The organism is Arthrobacter sp. Dra40, assembly GCF_059091905.1.
In genome coordinates this window covers 43,996-61,315 of record NZ_JBNHHB010000009.1, presented here as the reverse complement: position 1 = coordinate 61,315, position 17,320 = coordinate 43,996, and the positions used below count along the sequence as shown (strand labels likewise).

The window sequence follows — 17,320 nt, the reverse complement described above, 5'->3', positions numbered from 1 at the left end:
ATGGACGCGTTCAGCTGGCTGCCCACCCGGTACATCACGCTGCGCGGCTGGGGGTTCTTGGCGGCCGGCACGCTGGCGCTGCTGCTGGCACAGGTGCTGGGACGCCGCGACCTGCTCACGCTGGGGGTGTTCCTGATCGGACTGCCGCTGCTGGCCGCGGCGGCGATGGTGCTGCTCAAGCCGCAGTTCATTGTGGAGCGGAAGTTCCGGCCCGCCGCCGTCGAAACCGGAGTGGTGGCCCAGGTCGAGTTGACGGTGCGGCGCAGCGGAGGCCTGTCGGGACTCGTGTACATGGAGGAACAACTGGCCCCGCGTTTCGGCAAGGCTCCGTCGTTCCGGTTCCCGGCGCGGCACCCGTCCCGGTCCGGCGCGAGCATCTATGAATACAAGCTCCGCTCCAACCAGCGCGGGCTGTTCGCCATCGGCCCGGTCACAGCCGATTTTACCGACCCGTTTGGACTGGCCAATCACCGGCACCATCTGGGCGAAACCAGTCCGCTGGTGGTGACGCCGGCCCCCGTGCAACTGCCCGCCACCTCGCTGACCGGAGCGCGCGGTTCCGACGGAACCGCAAGCACCAGGCGGCAAGCCAATCCCAGCGACGACGACGTGATGACCCGCGAATACCGCTATGGCGATCCGATGCGCCGGGTCCACTGGGCAGCGACCGCCCGGCACGGCGAGCTCATGGTCCGCCAGGAAGAATCAGTGACCACGCCACAGGCGACGATCGTGCTGGACCGGCGGGCGTCGGCCTTCGGCACCGGACTCCTGCCCTCCTTCGGCGACGGCGGCAGCCATCACGGCGACCTGCTGCACACCTCGCCTTCCTTTGAGTGGGCCGTCACGGCCGTGGCCTCGGCCGCCAACGACTTCCTCCAGCGCAACTACACGGTCCGACTCCTCGACGTCCACGCCGCCGCAGCCGTCCTGGAGTCCCCGTCTGCGCCGTCGCCCGGTCAGGAGCAATTCGACGGACCCGCAGGCTACCAGGATCTGGCCGAAGGGCTGGCCGCGCTGGGCCTGGCCGATGACCACCGTAAGTCCGACCGGCATCCGGCGGCGCCTGCCTTCGGGGACCAGCTAATGGACAAACTGGCGGCGCACAAATACAAGGGGCCGCTGGTCGCGGTCCTGGGCCAGATCAGCAGCGACGAAGCGCGTTTGCTGGCCCCCGCTGCCGAATTCGGCTCGCATGCCTTCGCCCTGATCGTTACCGACCGGCCACAGCTCGCGCGAGCGTCAATGGACCTGCTGCGCGCCGGTGGCTGGCGGACCGTGGCGGTCAGTCCCAAAGCCTCCGTGTCCGCCGCCTGGGCACACTTCGATCTGCGCGACCGGATCGAACCGGTGGGAACAGGGGCGGCGCCGTGACCGTCACGCTGGACCGGCCCGCCGACCGCCGCACGCCCGGAGCATCCGGTCGCGGTGGCAGCCTGCCCCCCTCCCCCGGCTTCGCGCCGTGGTTGATGAGCACCGCCGTCGCCGTTGCAGTCCTGCTTACCGCCGCCAGCCTGCACGGTGTCCTTGAAGGCTGGAGCTGGCTGTTCCAAGTCGCCGTGACGGTATGTTCCATCGAAGCTGCCACCGGCTTGGCCCGCCGGTTGGACTGGCCCCCGCTGACCGGGGCGCTGCTGGGCCTTGCCGCGCTGGTGATGTCGGTGAATGCAATGTTCCTGGCGCCGTCCAGTTTCCTGGGCGTCATCCCCGGACCCGGCACCTTCGCGGCCCTGGATCCCATGTTGGAGGAAGCCCGGGACACGGTGGTCTCGCAGGTGGCTCCGGTGCTGGTCAACCCCGGCATTGCCCTGGCGGCCTGCGTGGGAGTCGGGCTGATCGCCCTCCTGGTGGACACCCTCGCCGTTCCGCTGCAGATGCCTGCTATCAGCGGCGTGGGCCTGCTCGGTTTGTCCTCTGTTCCGGCCATGATCAAACCGAACAGCATCGGGGCGGCAGGCTTCCTGGCGGCCGCCGCCGGTTATTTGCTGCTGCTGGGATGCGCCCACTGGTTGGCCACCGACGGCAGGGGCAGGGGCCGCTTGGCATCGGCCGAGCAGCTCCACCGCGCATCGGGCATTGCGGCAGCCGCACTGGCGGCAGCGCTGGTGCTCCCGCTGGCCATCCCGGGTTTCTCCTCCGGGTTGTTCCCGGAGGGTTCGCGGCTGAATTGGGGCTCGCCAACCGGACTGAATCCGGTGGTCAGCCTGGGCGATAACCTCCGGCGGCCCGGCGCTTTTGGGCGGATGACCTATGCGACCGATGCCCAGGAGCCGCTTTACCTGCGCTCGGTTACGCTGGAGAACCTGACCGGTGCGCGCTGGAGCCCCAGCGCGTTTGGGGGCAACAAACGAACGGGGATCGACGAACTGGACGTGCCCGGTGTTCAAAACTTGCTGGCAGCCGGCGAGGTGACCACCACGCTGATCAGCACGGCGTCATTCACCAGCCCGTGGCTGCTGGCTCCTTACGCCCCGGCACAGGTCTCCGGCGCCCGCGGCCAGTGGAGCTGGGATCCGAGCACGCTTAACATCCGCGGAGAATCCGGCACCACCACCGCGAACCAAGACTATGAAGTGCGCAGCGTCAAACCCCAGCTGACCCGGGACGTGCTGCGGGCCGCCGAGCCGGTGAACAATGCGGTTGTTGATCCGATCTTCTCCGAGCTTCCGGACAGCATGCCTGCCATCATCACCGATACGGCCGCGACGGTACTGGACGGACTGGACAGCCCGTACGAGCAGGCCATGGCCATCCAGACGTATCTGCGGGCTCCCGGCTTCGTGTACTCCGAACAGGCGCCCGTTGACGGCGGCTACGACCAGAGCGGCTTCGACGTGGTGGCGGCCTTCTTGGAGGAGAAGTCCGGCTACTGCATCCACTACGCCGCAACCATGGCCATCATGGCCCGATTCGCGGGCATCCCGAGCCGGATGGCGGTGGGCTACGCACCGGGGCGCCCCACCGGAACCGTTATCGATGATGGCCCGGGTGGGGACCTAAAGGAGTTCGAGGTCGATTCCCGGGACGCCCACGCCTGGCCTGAGCTCTTCTTCAGCGGCGTCGGCTGGGTCGCCTTCGAGCCGACCCCGTCACGCGGCGTGCTGCCGGCCTACGCGCAGGCGCAAACTGCCCCCGCCTCCCCCACGCAGGCGGACGACGTCCTTCGGCCCACAGGCCAGCCCCAGCCGGCCACAGGCGCCGCTGGAGAGTCAGCGGAATCTAGCTCGCCGGCTGCGGCGGAGGATGATGTGCTGTCACGCCAACTGTGGTCGGCGGCGGCCGCGGCCGTCGTGCTGGGCCTTCTGCTGGCGCCGTTGGTGCTGCGCCGCCGTCGCACCACGCGCCGCCGGACGGCGCTGGCGGCCGGCGGAACCGGGCGCAGGGCCGCCGTCGCCGCGTGGGTCGAAGCCGTGGATACTGCACAGGACCTGGGCTGGGCGGCCGCGGCAACGGAGACTCCGCGGGCTTTCCAGCAGCGCCTTGACGACGCCGGGGTGGTCGCCGGCCAGTCTTCCGCCGCCTTGTCCCGGCTGCGGGCCGGCTACGAGCGGGCGGCATATGCGGCTCCGGAGACTCCGGCACCGGACGGCGACAACGCCGCCCGGTGGACGGATGTGGAAACCGTTAAGGGCAGGCTCCAAGAGCGGGCCGGTTGGCGGCGGCGCCTGGCGGGGCTGTTCTGGCCGGCCTCGCTGTTCAGCCGCCGGCCGTCCGGAGCGGACGGCCGGCGGGACGATCCAAGCTACTTGGCGTAGGGATCCGCGATGCCGATGTACTGGACGGTGGTGTACTCGTCCAGTCCCTCTGCGCCACCCTCGCGGCCCATACCGGACTGCTTCACTCCGCCGAACGGTGCGGCGGCATTGGAGATCACCCCGGCGTTGTAGCCCACCAGGCCGAATTCGATCTGCTCGGAGACGCGGAACATGCGGTTCACGTCGCGCGAGTAGATGTAGGAGGCCAGGCCGTACTCGCTGGCGTTGGCCAAGGCGATGGCCTGCTCCTCGGTTTCGAACGTGGTCACCGGTGCGACCGGGCCGAAGATCTCGCTGCGCAGGATGTCGGCGTCGTTCGGAACGTTGGCCAGCACGGTCGGCTGGTAGAAGTAGCCGTCTCCGTCCACGGGTGCGCCGCCGGTGCTGACGGACGCGCCGGCTTCCACTGCTGCGGTGACCAGCGCGTGCACATCGTCGCGGGCGCCGCCATCGATCAGCGGGCCCACCGTGGTGTCCGCCTCGGTGCCGCGCCCGGTCTTGAGGGCCTTCATGGCGTCGGCAAACTTGGTGGTGAATTCCTCCGCCACGGAGGCCTGGACCAGGAAGCGGTTGGCCGCAGTGCAGGCCTCGCCCATGTTGCGCATCTTGGCAGCCATGGCTCCCTCGACGGCCTTATCCAGGTCTGCATCCTCGAACACGATGAACGGGGCGTTTCCGCCGAGCTCCATCGAGGTGCGCAGAACGTTGTTCGCCGCGTCCTTGAGCAACTGCTTGCCCACCGGAGTGGAACCGGTGAAAGAAACCTTGCGGAGGCGGGAGTCCTTCATCAGCGGCCCGGAGATCCCGGACGCGCTCTTGGACGAGACCACGTTCAGCACACCGGCCGGAAGGCCTGCTTCCATCATGGTCTGGGCGAAAAGCTGGCTGGTCAGCGGGGTGAGCTTGGCCGGCTTGAGCACCATCGTGCAGCCGGCGGCGATGGCGGGTCCGACCTTGCGCGTGGCCATCGCCAGCGGGAAGTTCCACGGCGTAATCAGCAGGCACGGACCGACCGGCTTGCGCTGGACCAGGATCTTGTTCTTGCCCTCGGGCGTGGTCAGGTAGCGGCCGTAGTCGCGGACGGCTTCTTCGGAGAACCAGCGGAGGAATTCGGCGCCGTAAACTACTTCGCCGCGGGATTCGGCCAGCGGCTTGCCCATTTCCATGGTCATCAGCAAGGCGAAGTCCTCGGCCCGCTCGGTCACCAGTTCGAAGCCTCGGCGCAGAATCTCGGCGCGTTCACGCGGAGCGGTGCGGGCCCAGGAAGCCTGTACCTTGTCGGCGGCGTCGAGGGCGGCGAGCGCGTCCTCGCTGGTGGCGGAGGCCAAGGTGGCCAGCACCTTGCCGGTGGCCGGGTCCGCCACTTCGAAGGTGCCGCCGTCCGAGGCGTCGCGCCATTCGCCGTTGATCAGCAGGCCGGTGGGTACTTTGGCGAGCAGTTCTGCTTCGCGGGCTGCGGTTTCAGCCATGGCGGTGCCTCCAAGTGTTCAGGATTGAGTCCGTGGGCGCAGTGCCCGATTTCCTTCACAGTAGGTTTCCGCTTCACGGGTGTAAATGCGAGGGTGCACTACGTCCGACGGTCCCTACTGTGCAGATCGACAATATCAACGGCTGCCCCGCACCGCGCGCATCGAACAAGGCGACGGCGTTATGTGACGACGGCGGCATCTCATGCCGCGGGCGCTCAGCCGACGGTATCGGAGCGGGCAGCCAGCACTGCCGAGTACAGTTCCCGCTTGCTGATCCGCGCATCGGCCGCCACGGCGGCCACCGCTTCTTTGAGCCGGGCGCCCTGGGCCACCAGGGCGTTGACGTCTTGCACGTGGTCTTCGGGCCGTTCAGGTGCTGCCTCCGGAGCACCGGCCACCACCACGGCGATCTCGCCGCGCACTTCCCCTGCTTCGGCCCACTCCAGCAGTTCGCGGACGGGACCCCGCAGCACCTCTTCATGCAGCTTGGTCAGTTCCCGGCACACGGCGGCCCGCCGCTCCGGGCCGAACCCGGCGTCGAGGGCGCGCAGCATTGCCGCCAGCCGGTGCGGTGCCTCGAAGAACACCATGGTCCGCCGCTCGGCTGCCAGCTCCGCCAGCCGCGCCGCGCGCTCCCCCTGTTTGCGGGGCAGGAACCCTTCGAAGGTGAAGCGGTCGGTGGGAAGGCCGGACAGCGCCAGCGCCGTGAGCACAGCCGAGGGGCCGGGCACGGCGGTCACCAGAACTCCGGCTGCCACGGCAGCCTCGACCAAGCGGAAGCCGGGATCGGAGACGGCCGGCATGCCGGCGTCGGTCACCATCACCAAGGTGCTGCCGGCGAGGACCAGCTCCAGCAGGTCGGCGGTGCGGCTTGCCTCATTGTGTTCGTGGTAGCTGATGATTTTGCCGCTGGTGGTGATGCCCAACAGCTGCAGCAGTTTGTGCAGCCTGCGGGTGTCTTCGGCTGCGACCACGTCGGCAGTCTGGAGCAACTCGACCAGCCGCGGCGAGGCGTCGCGAACATTGCCGATCGGTGTCCCCGCCAAGACAATCTGCCCTGGCTGCCCCGATACCGGCCCGCCAGCCTCCCGCTCATTCACATGGACAACCCTACCCGCAGCCCAGCGGCCGGGAATCCAGAAGGTCAACGGGCCTGTCGATCGATTCAACCGATCCGCCCCGCGCCGTTCGGCCTCTTTCGCCGGGATCTCATGGCTCGTTTCGCCGGCACCTTATATAGAGTCGGTATGTGCCCCACCGCAGCGAGGGCCGCCCTCGGGCGGCCGGCAACCCACACGGCGGCGCGGCACACCCACTGACCTACTGGCCGGTAACATGAGGGCCGTGACCCACACCACGCCCGCTCCTGCCGCGGAAGCCCGCCGTGGACGGTGGCTGGAATCGCCGGGGCGAGCCTTCAGCGAGGCAGTGCTGCGGCGTCGCCTGCTGGGTGTCCCGGCGCAGTTCGGCATCTGGGCCTGGCTGCTCCCCCTGCTCATCGCCGTCCTTGGCGGGGTGCTCCGCTTCTACCGCCTGGGCGAACCGGGTTCACTGGTGTTCGACGAAACGTATTACGTCAAGGACGCCTATTCCTACCTGCAGTCCGGCTACGAACGCGATTGGCCCGACAACGCCAACGATTCCTTCAACGCCGGCAATCCGGGCGTCCTGCTGGATACCCCCGAGTATGTGGTGCACCCGCCCGTCGGCAAGTGGATGATCGCTGCCGGGATGTGGCTCTTTGGATCCGACAACGCCTTCGGCTGGCGGTTCGGCGCGGCGCTGACCGGCACCCTGTCGATCCTGATCATCGCCCTGATCGCACAGGCACTGTTCAAGTCGACGGCGCTGGGCGGCATCGCCGGTTTGTTGACAGCCATCGACGGCCACCATCTGGTCCACTCCCGGACCTCGCTCTTGGATATCTTCCTGATGTTTTGGGTGGTCGCTGCGTTCGGCTGTCTGCTGCTGGACCGCAGCGACGGACGACGCCGGCTGGCCGCGAGGATCGCTCGGCTCACCGGCTCCTCCGGGGTGCCGCACCCGTCACGGCTGCTGTTCGGCCCGTGGATACTCTGGCGGCCGTGGCGGCTGGCCGCCGGTGTATGTCTGGGCTTGGCGGTGGGAACCAAGTGGTCCGCGCTGGCATTCGTCGCGGCGTTCGGTCTCATGTGTGTGCTCTGGGATCTCAGCGCGCGCCGCACCGCGGGCATCACGGAGTGGTTCTCGGCCGGTGTCCTCCGCGACGGTGTCCCGGCGTTCTTCACCATGATTCCTATTGCGGCTTTGACCTACCTGGCGTCCTGGACCGGTTGGCTGCGCTCCGACAATGCCTACGACCGGAACTGGGCAGCGTCGAACCCTTCCGCAAGCTGGGGCTGGTTGCCGGACTGGCTGCGCTCCCTGGCCGAGTACCACCGCAGCGCCTACGCCTTCCACAGCGGATTGCATTCGGAGCACCCGTACGAATCCAACGCCTGGACCTGGCTGTTCATGGGCCGTCCCACGTCGTTCTACTACCATTCCGAAGACGCCGGCCAGGGAGCCTGCCATGCCGTCAACCGCTGTTCGGAAGCCGTCACGGTCGTCGGCAATCCGCTGATCTGGTGGGCGGCCGCGGCGTCGTTGCTGGTGCTGCTCTTCTGTTGGGCCGGCCGGCGGGACTGGCGCGCGGGTGCCATCCTTGCGGGAGTCGCGGCCGGCTACCTGCCCTGGTTCCTCTACCCGGAGCGGACCACCTTCTTCTTCTACGCCATCTCCTTCCAGCCTTTCCTGGTGCTGGCACTGACCTACACGCTTGGGCTGGCGCTGGGCCGACCGACTGACCCACCCTGGCGACGGCGCCAGGGCGTGCTGGTGGTCGGACTGTTTGTGGCGGCAGCACTCCTGGTTTCGGCGTTCTTCCTGCCGGTTTGGACCGCAGAGCTGATCGATTACGACCAGTGGCGCTGGCGGATGTGGATGCCAAGCTGGATCTGATGCAGGCAAGACAACACGACTTTTTCCGGAAGCAGAAAGTAGGCACGAAGTGCGCGAAGCGGTAACAGAACTCCTTGCAGCGATGCCGGCCGGGTCGAACATCACGGACATTCTGGTGGCACAGCACCAGCGCGATCCGCAACGGGCGCTCTACGCCGTCAAGCGCAACGGAACGTGGTCCGATGTCTCGGCAGCCGAGCTCCTGGGCCAGGTCACTGCGCTGGCCAAGGGCCTCATGGCTTCCGGCGTTGACGCCGGAGACACCATTGCGGTGATGTCCAAAACCCGCTTCGAGTGGACGTTGGTGGATTTGGCGGGCTGGTTCGCCGGCGCCGTCGTTGTCCCCATCTATGAGACGTCCTCCCCACACCAAGTGCAGTGGATACTGCAGGACTCCGCGGCCAAAATGGTGTTCGCGGAGGATGCTGCCAAGTCGGCCGTGGTGCGCCAGGCCATGTCCGGGCTGCCGGCCGAGCTTCCGGTCTGGCAACTGGATGGGAACGCCGATGGACTGGCCCAGCTGAAGGCAGCCGGAACCGCAGTCACCGACGAAGAACTCGAATTGCGCCGCACCTCCCGCGGCATGCAGGATGCGGCTTCCTTGGTCTACACCTCAGGCACCACCGGACGGCCGCGCGGCTGCATCATCAGCCACGGCAACTTCGCGGAGCTGGCGGTCAACGCGGTGGAGTTCCTGCCGGATATTCTGAAGCGTCCGGATGCCAAGTCGCTGATGTTCCTGCCGCTGGCCCACGTTCTGGCCCGGGCGGTGCAGGTGATCTGCCTGGCCGGCGGAGTGAAGATGGGCCATACCTCCAGCATGGCCGAGCTGATCGAGGATCTAGCCAGCTACCAACCCACCTTCTTGCTGGTGGTCCCGCGCGTCTTCGAGAAGGTCTATGCCACCGCCCGCCAGAAGGCTCACGACGGCGGCAAAGGCAGGATCTTCGACGCGGCAGCGCAGACGGCGGTTTCCTACTCGGAAGCACGGGATGCGCAGGCCCGCGGCACCGGTCCCGGACCCGGCCTGGTCCTGAAGGCCAAGCGTGCCCTGTTCGACAAGCTGGTGTACGGCAAGCTCCGGGCGGCCTTCGGCGGGCACGTGGAGTACAGCGTCTCCGGTGCATCGGCGCTGAACCCGATGCTGGCGCACTTTTTCACCGGCATCGGCGTTCCGGTGCTGGAAGGGTACGGGTTGACCGAGTCCACCGCCCCTGCCGCGGTCAACGTGCCGCAAGCCAACCGGATCGGCACCGTTGGCCTGCCGCTGCCTGGCACCAGCATCAGGATCGCGGACGACGGCGAAGTCCTGCTCAAGGGGATCGGCATCACCCCCGGCTACCACAACAACGAGGCTGCCAATGCTGAATTCTTCCGGGACGGCTACTTCTGCACCGGCGACGTCGGCTCTTTGGACGACGACGGTTACCTCACCATCACCGGGCGGAAGAAGGATCTGCTGGTGACAGCCGGCGGCAAGAATGTGGCACCGGGTCCGCTGGAGGACGCGTTGCGCGAGCACCGGCTGGTCTCCCAGGCGGTAGTGGTCGGCGAAGGCCGCCCCTTCATCGGCGCATTGGTCTCGCTGGATGAAGAGGGACTCGCCGGCTGGCTCGCCGCGACCGGCCGCAGCCCGATGGACCTGGCAGCAGCGGCGGAAGATCCGGCGGTGCGGGCCGAGCTGCAGCAAGCCGTGGACCACGCCAATCGGCTGGTTTCGCGGGCGGAGCAGATAAGGAAGTTCGAAGTTTTGCGGCAGGACCTGACGGAAGCTACCGGGCACCTGACGCCCTCGCTGAAGCTCAAGCGCATGACCGTGCTGGAGGACTTCGCCGGTCAGATCGACGGACTCTACAGCCCGGACTCTACAGCTAGCCGGTAAGCCGGCCGGCCGCAGCTACCCGCCGGCCGGGCCTGCAGCCTTACGCCGTCTGGTCCTTCTCCCGGGCGAGCAGCAGCTCGTGCCTGCGGCGCTGCTCTTCTGCGGCGGCCGCGCTGCGGTTCCGCCGCCCGCGCGTCGGCCAGGTCAGCGCCAGCACCAGCGAGGACACCATCAGTACCAGCAGGGCGATGACGATTCCGGAGTCCATCCAGAACTGCGCGGGGAACAGGCGGATCAGCGTGTCGTCCACGTAGAAGGTCCAGGTACCGTCGGCAAAGAAGATCCGGTGGAAGTCGGTGAAGAACTGCTGCCAGTTGAGCGCGCCCAGGATGCCCAGTACGAGGATCAGGATCAGCGTCGCCGCCGAACCGGCGAACAGGCCGCGCCGGACGCCGCCGTGGTAGCGGCGGGCCAAGTAGGCCACGCACACCACTGCCAGGATCAGCAAGGCCGCACCGGCAATCATGGTCGCGAGGAAAACACCCTTCACGTCGGCCATGTGGCTGACCTCAGAGTCCAGGAACAGGCTGCCGCCATTCGGACCGGTCAGGTCGCCCAAGTACCGCGGGCCGGCGAAGTTCAGCAGGTAGTCCACCACATAGGAGCCGTATATCATCCGGTCCTCGGTGCTGAAGCCGAAGCTGTCGGCCGGGAATCCGGGGCGGTGGTATTCGGCCCAGAGGAACAGCGGCGTGGCCACCAGCCGGATGGCCCCGATGATCAGCAGCAGCGGGAACAGCACGGCCAGCACCACCTGCAGGATGCGTCCCGCCAAAGGCTTGGCGTTCACCGCCTCCTCGCGTGCCGTGGTGCGGCGAACCACCTCCGAGCGGGGCGGACGGACCGAGAGCGCGGTGGTCGCAGGGTTCGCGTCGCCGCCGGCGGGCGTGGCCACCCCGGCGGGCGGCGCAACTGGCGCGGCTGGCAACGGTTTCCGGACGGCCGGCGCTTCGCTGTCCGTGCTGGCAGCACTGCCGTCGGTAGGGACGCTGGCGGTGCCTGAACCGACGTCTGAGCCGGCCGTGCCGGCACCGGCGCTCCGGCGCTCTCCGCCTGACGCCGCGGCAGCATAGGCAGCCGGCTCGCTTCCGTCAGGGCGCCGCGCAGCAGCCACCGGTGCTGGTTCGGTTCCGGCACCAGCGGGAGCACCGCCGTCGGGCGCCGTCCCACGACCCTGCCGCACGGCACTCAGATCCGGCAGCCGGCTGGGCCGCCGCATGGGAAGGGGGTTGGCACCGTCCCGAAAGCGGCCGTTGGCAGCAGGTACCGGGGGTGCGGGAACCCGCTCCGGCTCAACGCCAGTGGCCTCTTCTGCCACTGCCCGGGCTCTGCGTCCGTCTCCGGGGTTCGCCTGTTCGACTGCCACGTCCGTCGCCTCTTTCTGTACCGCTGGCCTCTCTGGTTATGAGACTACCGCCGGGCGGCGATGCTTCGCGGTTGCCACCCCGGGCGCGGCCGCCGGGCTTCTAGACGGTAACGGCGGTCTCGCCGGCGTCGAACCGGCCCAGGTCGCCGCGCTCCCCCGCCAGGTAGGCCCGCCGGCCCAGCAGGAGTGTGTAGGCCCAGTACGCCGCCAGCACCAGGGTGCCGATGCCCAGGCGCAGCCAGTGCGGCAGCGGGCTGGGCGTCACGAAGCCCTCAACCAGGCCGGAGATGAAGAGCACCAGGACCAGCCCCAGGGCAACGGTGATCAGCGACCGGCCTTCGCGGGCCAGCGATGCCGTGCGGGTCAGGCGTCCGGGCGAGACCCAGGACCAGAAGATCCGCAGCCCGGCCGCGCTGGCGATGAAGATCGCGGTTATTTCCATCAACCCGTGCGGCAGGATGTAGAGGAAGAAAACGTCCAGCTGGTCGTAGGCCGCCATCATTCCGCCGGCCATGCCGACGCCTTGGGCATTCATGAACAGGATGTACGGCACCCACAGCCCGGTGACACCGAAGGCCACCGCCTGCGCAGCGATCCAGGCGTTGTTCGTCCACACCATGCCGGCGAACGAGGCATTGGGGTTTTCCGAGTAGTAATTGACGAAGTCTTCTTCCACGTACTTGCGGATTTCCTCGTCCGAACCTATCGCCTTGATGACGTCGGGGTTCCCCGCAACCCAGGCACCGAACAGCCACGCGACCAGAATGAACACGGCACCGATGATCACGGTCAGCCACCGCAGCCGGTAGAACGCGGCGGGCAGAGACAGCACAAAGAATTCGGCAACGTCGCGGGCGAAATTGGAGCGGGCTCCGGTGAAGCGGGTGCGGGCGCGGGACAGCCGGGTGGAGAGGGCCGCCGACAGCTGGCCCTCGGCCGCCACCGAGCGGATCATCGACAGGTGGGTCGAGGCGCGCCGGTAGAGCACCAGTAGTTCATCCGCCTCGGCGCCGGTGAGCCTGCGCTTGGCGCTCAGTTCGTCCAGCCGCTTCCAATCGTGCTGGTGCACCGCGGTGAAGGCATCGATATCCACACCCATAGCCTATCGGGCGCGGGACCGGGGCAACCGGTCCGGACGGCGGCCGCCCGGCGCCCGGATCGATAGAGTGGAACCAGGCGGCACGGGCCGCCCGGGAAAGGGGTCCGATGAGCAACGTCATCACTGGCGAGGCCGTAGTGCTGGAGCTGCGGCCGGCGTCATTCGGGGTCCGCGCGCTCAGCTCGATGATCGATGTGCTGGCCAACGTGGCCCTGCTGATAGCCGCCTTCGTGCTGCTGTCCGAAACCCTGGATGTCGGCTTCGACGCCGCCGCCGCCCGGGCGCTGGCCATCACGGTGGTGTTGTTCTTCCTGGTGGTTGTGCCTATTGCTGTCGAAACGCTGACCCGCGGCAAGTCGCTCGGCCGCTGGATCATGGGGCTGCGCATTGTCCGTGACGACGGCGGTGCCATCCGTTTCCGGCATGCGTTCATCCGGGGTCTGCTGGCCGTCTTCGAACTGTACTTGCTACTCGGTTCGGTGGCCTTCATGGCGGCCCTGTTCAATGACAGGTCCAAGCGGCTGGGTGATCTCCTGGCCGGCACCTACAGCATGCGGGAGCGCGTCGGGGTCATGCCGAAGATCCTGCCGGAAATTCCCGCGCAGCTGGCGCCGTGGGTGAAGCTGGCGGATATGGGTCGGCTGCCGGAACCGCTGGCCCGAAGGATTGTGCAGTTCCTGTCCCAAGCGCCCAAAATGATCCCGGCCTCGCGGGCCAGGCTGGCCACGGCCCTGGCCAACGAGGCCTCGGACTACGTCTCTCCCCCGCCGCCGGCCGGGACGCCGCCGGAAATGTACTTGCTGGCGGTGATGGCCGAGCGGCGCGAACGCGACTTTTCCCGGCTGTCCCGGCAGCACGAACGCGCCGTCCAGCGCGGCGCCCGGCTGCATTCGCTGCCGTTCCAGGACTAGGGACCCCGGGGGCCGCTACTTCTTGTCTTGCGCCGTCCAGGTCTTCCAGTCCACGTTCCAGTCGCCGAAACCATCCGTCGGGTCCAGGAAGCCGCCGTCGGTGTTGCGGATATCCACAATGTCGCCAGTGCGCATGGTCTCGTAGAAGTACCGTGCGCCGGCCTCGGACATGCCCACACAGCCGTGCGAAATGTTCCGCACCCCCAGTGCCGAGGGGTCCAGCGCGGTGTGGACGAACTCGCCGCTGTTGCTCAACCTGCTGGCGTACTTGGCATTGAACGGCTCGTACCAGTCGGGATCGCCGGGCTTGAGCCCGATGCTGCGCGGGTTGAACGGCAGCGATTTGTGCATGTCCATGATCGGATGGATTCCCTTGCTGGACGGCCAGTTGGCGTCGCCCAGCGTGACCGGGAAGGTCTGGGCCAGCTTGCCGCCCACATAGATCTTCATGGTCTTGGTTTTGTTGTCGACGATGGCCCGGCGGTCATCAAGAATGTTGACGGTGATCTTCTCGTCGTTCATTCCGATCATCTTGTTGCCGAACTCCACGCCGAACAGCTTCATGTCAACGGTGACGGTGCTGTTAGGCGCCCAGTACTTGGCCGCCCGGTAGCGGGCCTTGGTGTCCGAGTACCAGTAGAACTCGCCCTTCTGTCCGGCGGAGGTGGTGATCTTGATGGCCTCCTCCACCTTCTTTTTGTTCAGCACGGGCTCGCTGAAGTTAAACTCCAGCGGCTGCGCGATGCCCACGTGCTGTCCGTCCAGCGGGTACATCCAACCGTCGGCCTGATTGGGCGCCAGCACCGTGGTGAAGCTCTGCTGCTTGACGGTCTCGGCGCCGGCGCTGTCCACCAGCGTGTAGCTGAAGTCGTACTTGGTCAAAAAGTCCAGTCGTTGAGTGGCTTTCCAGACGCTGCCGTCCGTGGACAGTTTGCCGGCAACCGGCTCGCCGCCCTTCGCGGGCGCCAGCACCACGTCCTTGATGGAGGCGTTCTTGGCGGTGATGGTGGGGACGGTGGCCGGGTTGACCTCCACGGCCTTGTCCTTCGGGGAGACCCCGACCGCCATCGCCTTGGCGATCGGCTCCGAGAATCCCGGCCGCTCGGCGGGTGCGACGGCCAGCATGCGTCCGAGCTGCGCGGCAAAAGTGGGCGAGGCCACAGTGGCCGCGGTGACGGCTGCCGCGGCAGCCAACAGCACGCCGATGATGCACAGCAGCGCAACCTTCAGGCCCTTGCGCTTCTTTTTTTCCTCAGTCATCCCAACCCAAACTCGAGACCTCACGGCATGGTGCGCGCCGCCGGGGCACAGCACGGCCCTGCTTCCATGGTAGGACCCCCGGCGGCTTGCGCCGGGCCATGGCGCGGCGCTGCCGTCCAACAATCCGGTAACCATCCCGGGGACGACGTCGGCGATCGGCACCTGAGGTGCCCATCGCCGACGTCGGATATTTCGAGGTCAGTAGCGGTAGTGGTCCGACTTGTACGGGCCGGCTACGTCCACGCCCAGATACTCGGCCTGCTCCTTGGTCAGTTCGGTGAGTTCGACGCCGAGCGCGTCCAGGTGCAGGCGGGCGACCTTCTCGTCCAGCACCTTCGGCAGCACGTAGACCTGCTTGGCGTACTCCGGTTCGCCGGTGGCCGAGCCCTCGGCCGGCTTGCCGTGCTTGGTGAACAATTCAATCTGCGCAATGGTCTGGTTGGCAAAGGAGTTGCTCATGACGAACGACGGGTGGCCGGTGGCGTTGCCCAAGTTCAGCAGCCGGCCCTCGGACAGCACGATGATGGAGCGTTCGGCGTCGGAGCCGGCGTCGAAGATCCATTCGTGGACCTGCGGCTTGATCTCCACCTTCTGCACGCCCGCGACCTTGGCCAGCCCGGCCATATCGATTTCGTTGTCGAAGTGGCCGATGTTGCCCACGATGGCCTTGTCCCGCATCCTCACCATGTCGGACGCCATGATGACGTCCTTGTTGCCGGTGGTGGTGATGAAGATGTGGCCCTCGCCCACCACCTTGTCCAAGGTGGTGACCTGGTAGCCGTCCATCGCCGCCTGCAGGGCACAGATCGGGTCCACCTCGGTGACCACAACGCGGGCGCCCTGGCCGCGCAGCGCCTCGGCCGCACCCTTGCCGACGTCGCCGTAGCCGCAGACAACGGCCGTCTTGCCGCCCATCAGCACGTCCGTGGCGCGGTTGATCCCGTCCGGCAGCGAGTGGCGGATGCCGTACTTGTTGTCGAACTTGGACTTGGTGACCGCATCGTTGACGTTGATCGCCGGGAACAACAGCTGGCCCTGCGCCGCCAACTGGTAGAGGCGCAGCACACCGGTGGTGGTTTCTTCTGTGACGCCGCGGATGCCGGCGGCCACCCGGGTGAACTTCTGCGGGTCCTTGGCCAGCGAAGCGCGCAGCACATCCAGAATGATGCCGTACTCGTCCGGGTCCTCGGCGGAGGCCGATGGCACCGCACCCGCGGCCTCGAATTCCACACCCTTGTGCAACAGCAGCGTGGCATCGCCGCCGTCGTCCAAGATCATGTTGGGCCCCAGGTCGGGGTTTTCAGCGGCGCCGGGCCAGGTCAGGATCTGCTCGGCCGTCCACCAGTATTCTTCGAGCGTCTCGCCCTTCCAGGCGAAGACCGGCACACCCTGCGGGTCTTCCGGCGTGCCCTTGCCCACGACGATGGCGGCGGCCGCCTCGTCCTGAGTGGAGAAGATGTTGCAGGATGCCCAGCGGACCTCGGCGCCGAGTGCGGTCAGGGTTTCAATCAACACCGCGGTCTGCACGGTCATGTGCAGCGAACCGGCGATCCTGGCGCCGGCCAGCGGCTGGGTTGAGCCAAACTCTTCGCGCAACGCCATCAGGCCCGGCATTTCGTGCTCCGCCAGGCGGATCTGGTGCCGGCCGGCGGCGGCCAGCGAGAGGTCCTTGACCTTGTAATCGATCGTCAATGTCATGCTCCTAAGCGTTGTCAGCGGGGCCGTCGGGGGTGGAGTCGGAGGCGTCGGTGCCAGGGGCGGCCTTCGGCAACAGCACCGGGATGCCGTCTTCGATCGGGTAGCGTAGCCGGTCACCCGCCGCGGTGCGGCCGGTCGATACCAGCTCGTCTCCCTCCTGGACCAGGGATGAACCGGTCGCGGGGCAGCGCAGGACCGCCAGCAGCTCGGGTGTCAGATGTGCCATGCGAATGTTGTCCTTCGGTCGATCTGCGGCTTCCGCAGCGCCGGCGTCCGGTGGACGGCGGGGCCTCGCAGCGGACAGCAGGTTGCCTGGAATGCGGGCTGCCCGCCTCCCAGCGTATCGTTCTACGGTTGTCCGCGCAGAATGCGAAGATGCCCGCGTCGGGTGCCGGCAGCACCGGCCGGAGGCTCCAGCGGCTCACGCTGCCCGCGCGGCTGGGGCAGCTCATCGGTGATCTCCGGGGTGCGGGCGGCTTCGCGGACTGCGTCGGCCAAGGCCAGCAGATCGTCAGGATTGGGGGCCGGTGCCTGCGTGGGCAGCGCCAGCCGCATGACTTCCCAACCGCGGGGGACGGTCAGCCGCTCGGCGTGCTCGGCGCACAGGTCGTAGCAGTGCGGCTCTGCATAGGTTGCCAGCGGGCCAAGCACGGCGGTGGAGTCTGCATACACGTACGTCAAAGTAGCGATGGCCGACCGCTGACAGGCCGAGCGTGAACATTGACGAATGGATCCCACGAGAAAGAATCCTACTCCGGGCCACTCTTCTTCTGGGCCACCGGCACGGGCAGGAGCGGAAAGATTAGGTCACAATCAGGCCTCTCCCGGCGCCACTGCCCCTGAGCTCCCCACGCACCGCTGATGGCCAGTGCCGAATTCGCGCTGCCGGGCTTAAAGTCGG

The 17,320-nt window shown here is 67.4% G+C and carries 13 protein-coding genes; 5 read left to right on the top strand and 8 right to left on the bottom strand.

The annotated features are described in order from the left end of the window. A complete protein-coding gene (locus AC5RWT_RS06895) occupies positions 1-1,374 on the top strand; it encodes a DUF58 domain-containing protein (RefSeq protein WP_494079668.1) in 1,374 nt (457 codons plus the stop codon). Beyond that, positions 1,371-3,755 carry a transglutaminase TgpA family protein gene (locus AC5RWT_RS06890; RefSeq protein WP_494079667.1) on the top strand — a complete coding sequence of 795 codons (2,385 nt, stop codon included), beginning with the start codon at positions 1,371-1,373 and terminating at the stop codon, positions 3,753-3,755. Before AC5RWT_RS06895 ends, AC5RWT_RS06890 begins: the two co-directional genes overlap by 4 nt. Here AC5RWT_RS06890 and AC5RWT_RS06885 read toward each other — a convergent pair. Both AC5RWT_RS06885 and rsmI read right to left on the bottom strand, forming a co-directional pair. After that, positions 3,743-5,224 (bottom strand): NAD-dependent succinate-semialdehyde dehydrogenase, encoded by a 1,482-nt coding sequence (locus AC5RWT_RS06885; RefSeq protein ID WP_241913306.1) that lies wholly within the window; start codon positions 5,222-5,224, stop codon positions 3,743-3,745. The two genes, AC5RWT_RS06890 and AC5RWT_RS06885, sit on opposite strands and share 13 nt — an antisense overlap. 215 nt (positions 5,225-5,439) lie before the next feature. Next, the gene (rsmI, locus tag AC5RWT_RS06880; protein WP_494079666.1) at positions 5,440-6,324 is read right to left on the bottom strand and encodes a 16S rRNA (cytidine(1402)-2'-O)-methyltransferase; all 885 of its coding nucleotides are present in this window, start codon (positions 6,322-6,324) and stop codon (positions 5,440-5,442) included. Positions 6,325-6,559: 235 nt separating this feature from the next. Between rsmI and AC5RWT_RS06875 the strand changes: the two genes are divergently transcribed. Next, positions 6,560-8,203 carry a dolichyl-phosphate-mannose--protein mannosyltransferase gene (locus AC5RWT_RS06875; RefSeq protein WP_494079665.1) on the top strand — a complete coding sequence of 548 codons (1,644 nt, stop codon included), beginning with the start codon at positions 6,560-6,562 and terminating at the stop codon, positions 8,201-8,203. Positions 8,204-8,252: 49 nt separating this feature from the next. Next, positions 8,253-10,085 carry an AMP-dependent synthetase/ligase gene (locus AC5RWT_RS06870; RefSeq protein WP_494079664.1) on the top strand — a complete coding sequence of 611 codons (1,833 nt, stop codon included), beginning with the start codon at positions 8,253-8,255 and terminating at the stop codon, positions 10,083-10,085. A 40-nt stretch (positions 10,086-10,125) separates the two neighbouring features. On the opposite strand, the gene AC5RWT_RS06865 is transcribed toward AC5RWT_RS06870, so the two are convergent. Continuing rightward, a complete protein-coding gene (locus AC5RWT_RS06865; protein ID WP_494079663.1) occupies positions 10,126-11,451 on the bottom strand; it encodes a TIGR01906 family membrane protein in 1,326 nt (441 codons plus the stop codon). 100 nt (positions 11,452-11,551) lie between these two features. Next, a complete protein-coding gene (locus AC5RWT_RS06860; protein ID WP_494079662.1) occupies positions 11,552-12,544 on the bottom strand; it encodes a stage II sporulation protein M in 993 nt (330 codons plus the stop codon). A 113-nt stretch (positions 12,545-12,657) separates the two neighbouring features. Between AC5RWT_RS06860 and AC5RWT_RS06855 the strand changes: the two genes are divergently transcribed. Beyond that, positions 12,658-13,461 (top strand): RDD family protein, encoded by an 804-nt coding sequence (locus AC5RWT_RS06855; protein WP_494044633.1) that lies wholly within the window; start codon positions 12,658-12,660, stop codon positions 13,459-13,461. A gap of 15 nt (positions 13,462-13,476) precedes the next feature. Here the strand turns inward: AC5RWT_RS06855 and AC5RWT_RS06850 are convergent, their stop codons facing one another. The 4 genes from AC5RWT_RS06850 to AC5RWT_RS06835 all read right to left on the bottom strand — a co-directional run bounded on the left by AC5RWT_RS06850 (position 13,477) and on the right by AC5RWT_RS06835 (position 17,157). Continuing rightward, entirely contained in the window at positions 13,477-14,721 is a 1,245-nt protein-coding gene (locus AC5RWT_RS06850; RefSeq protein WP_494079661.1) for a L,D-transpeptidase, read from the bottom strand. Between the two features lie 198 nt (positions 14,722-14,919). Continuing rightward, positions 14,920-16,413, bottom strand: coding sequence for an adenosylhomocysteinase (gene ahcY / locus AC5RWT_RS06845; protein ID WP_494079710.1), 1,494 nt, complete (start codon positions 16,411-16,413; stop codon positions 14,920-14,922). 10 nt (positions 16,414-16,423) lie between these two features. Next, the gene (locus AC5RWT_RS06840) at positions 16,424-16,645 is read right to left on the bottom strand and encodes a Trm112 family protein (protein ID WP_494079660.1); all 222 of its coding nucleotides are present in this window, start codon (positions 16,643-16,645) and stop codon (positions 16,424-16,426) included. Between the two features lie 122 nt (positions 16,646-16,767). Further along, complete coding sequence (locus AC5RWT_RS06835; protein ID WP_494044630.1) at positions 16,768-17,157, bottom strand: DUF3499 domain-containing protein; 390 nt, start codon at positions 17,155-17,157, stop codon at positions 16,768-16,770. Positions 17,158-17,320: the final 163 nt, after the last annotated feature.

Excerpts from the sequence above, each read along its gene's own strand:
- AC5RWT_RS06895 (WP_494079668.1), top strand. The coding sequence starts at position 1 with ATGGACGCGTTCAGCTGGCTGCCCACCCGGTACATCACGCTGCGCGGC.
- AC5RWT_RS06885 (WP_241913306.1), bottom strand. The coding sequence starts at position 5,224 with ATGGCTGAAACCGCAGCCCGCGAAGCAGAACTGCTCGCCAAAGTACCC.
- AC5RWT_RS06875 (WP_494079665.1), top strand. The coding sequence starts at position 6,560 with ATGAGGGCCGTGACCCACACCACGCCCGCTCCTGCCGCGGAAGCCCGC.
- AC5RWT_RS06855 (WP_494044633.1), top strand. The coding sequence starts at position 12,658 with ATGAGCAACGTCATCACTGGCGAGGCCGTAGTGCTGGAGCTGCGGCCG.
- AC5RWT_RS06850 (WP_494079661.1), bottom strand. The coding sequence starts at position 14,721 with ATGACTGAGGAAAAAAAGAAGCGCAAGGGCCTGAAGGTTGCGCTGCTG.
- AC5RWT_RS06840 (WP_494079660.1), bottom strand. The coding sequence starts at position 16,645 with ATGGCACATCTGACACCCGAGCTGCTGGCGGTCCTGCGCTGCCCCGCG.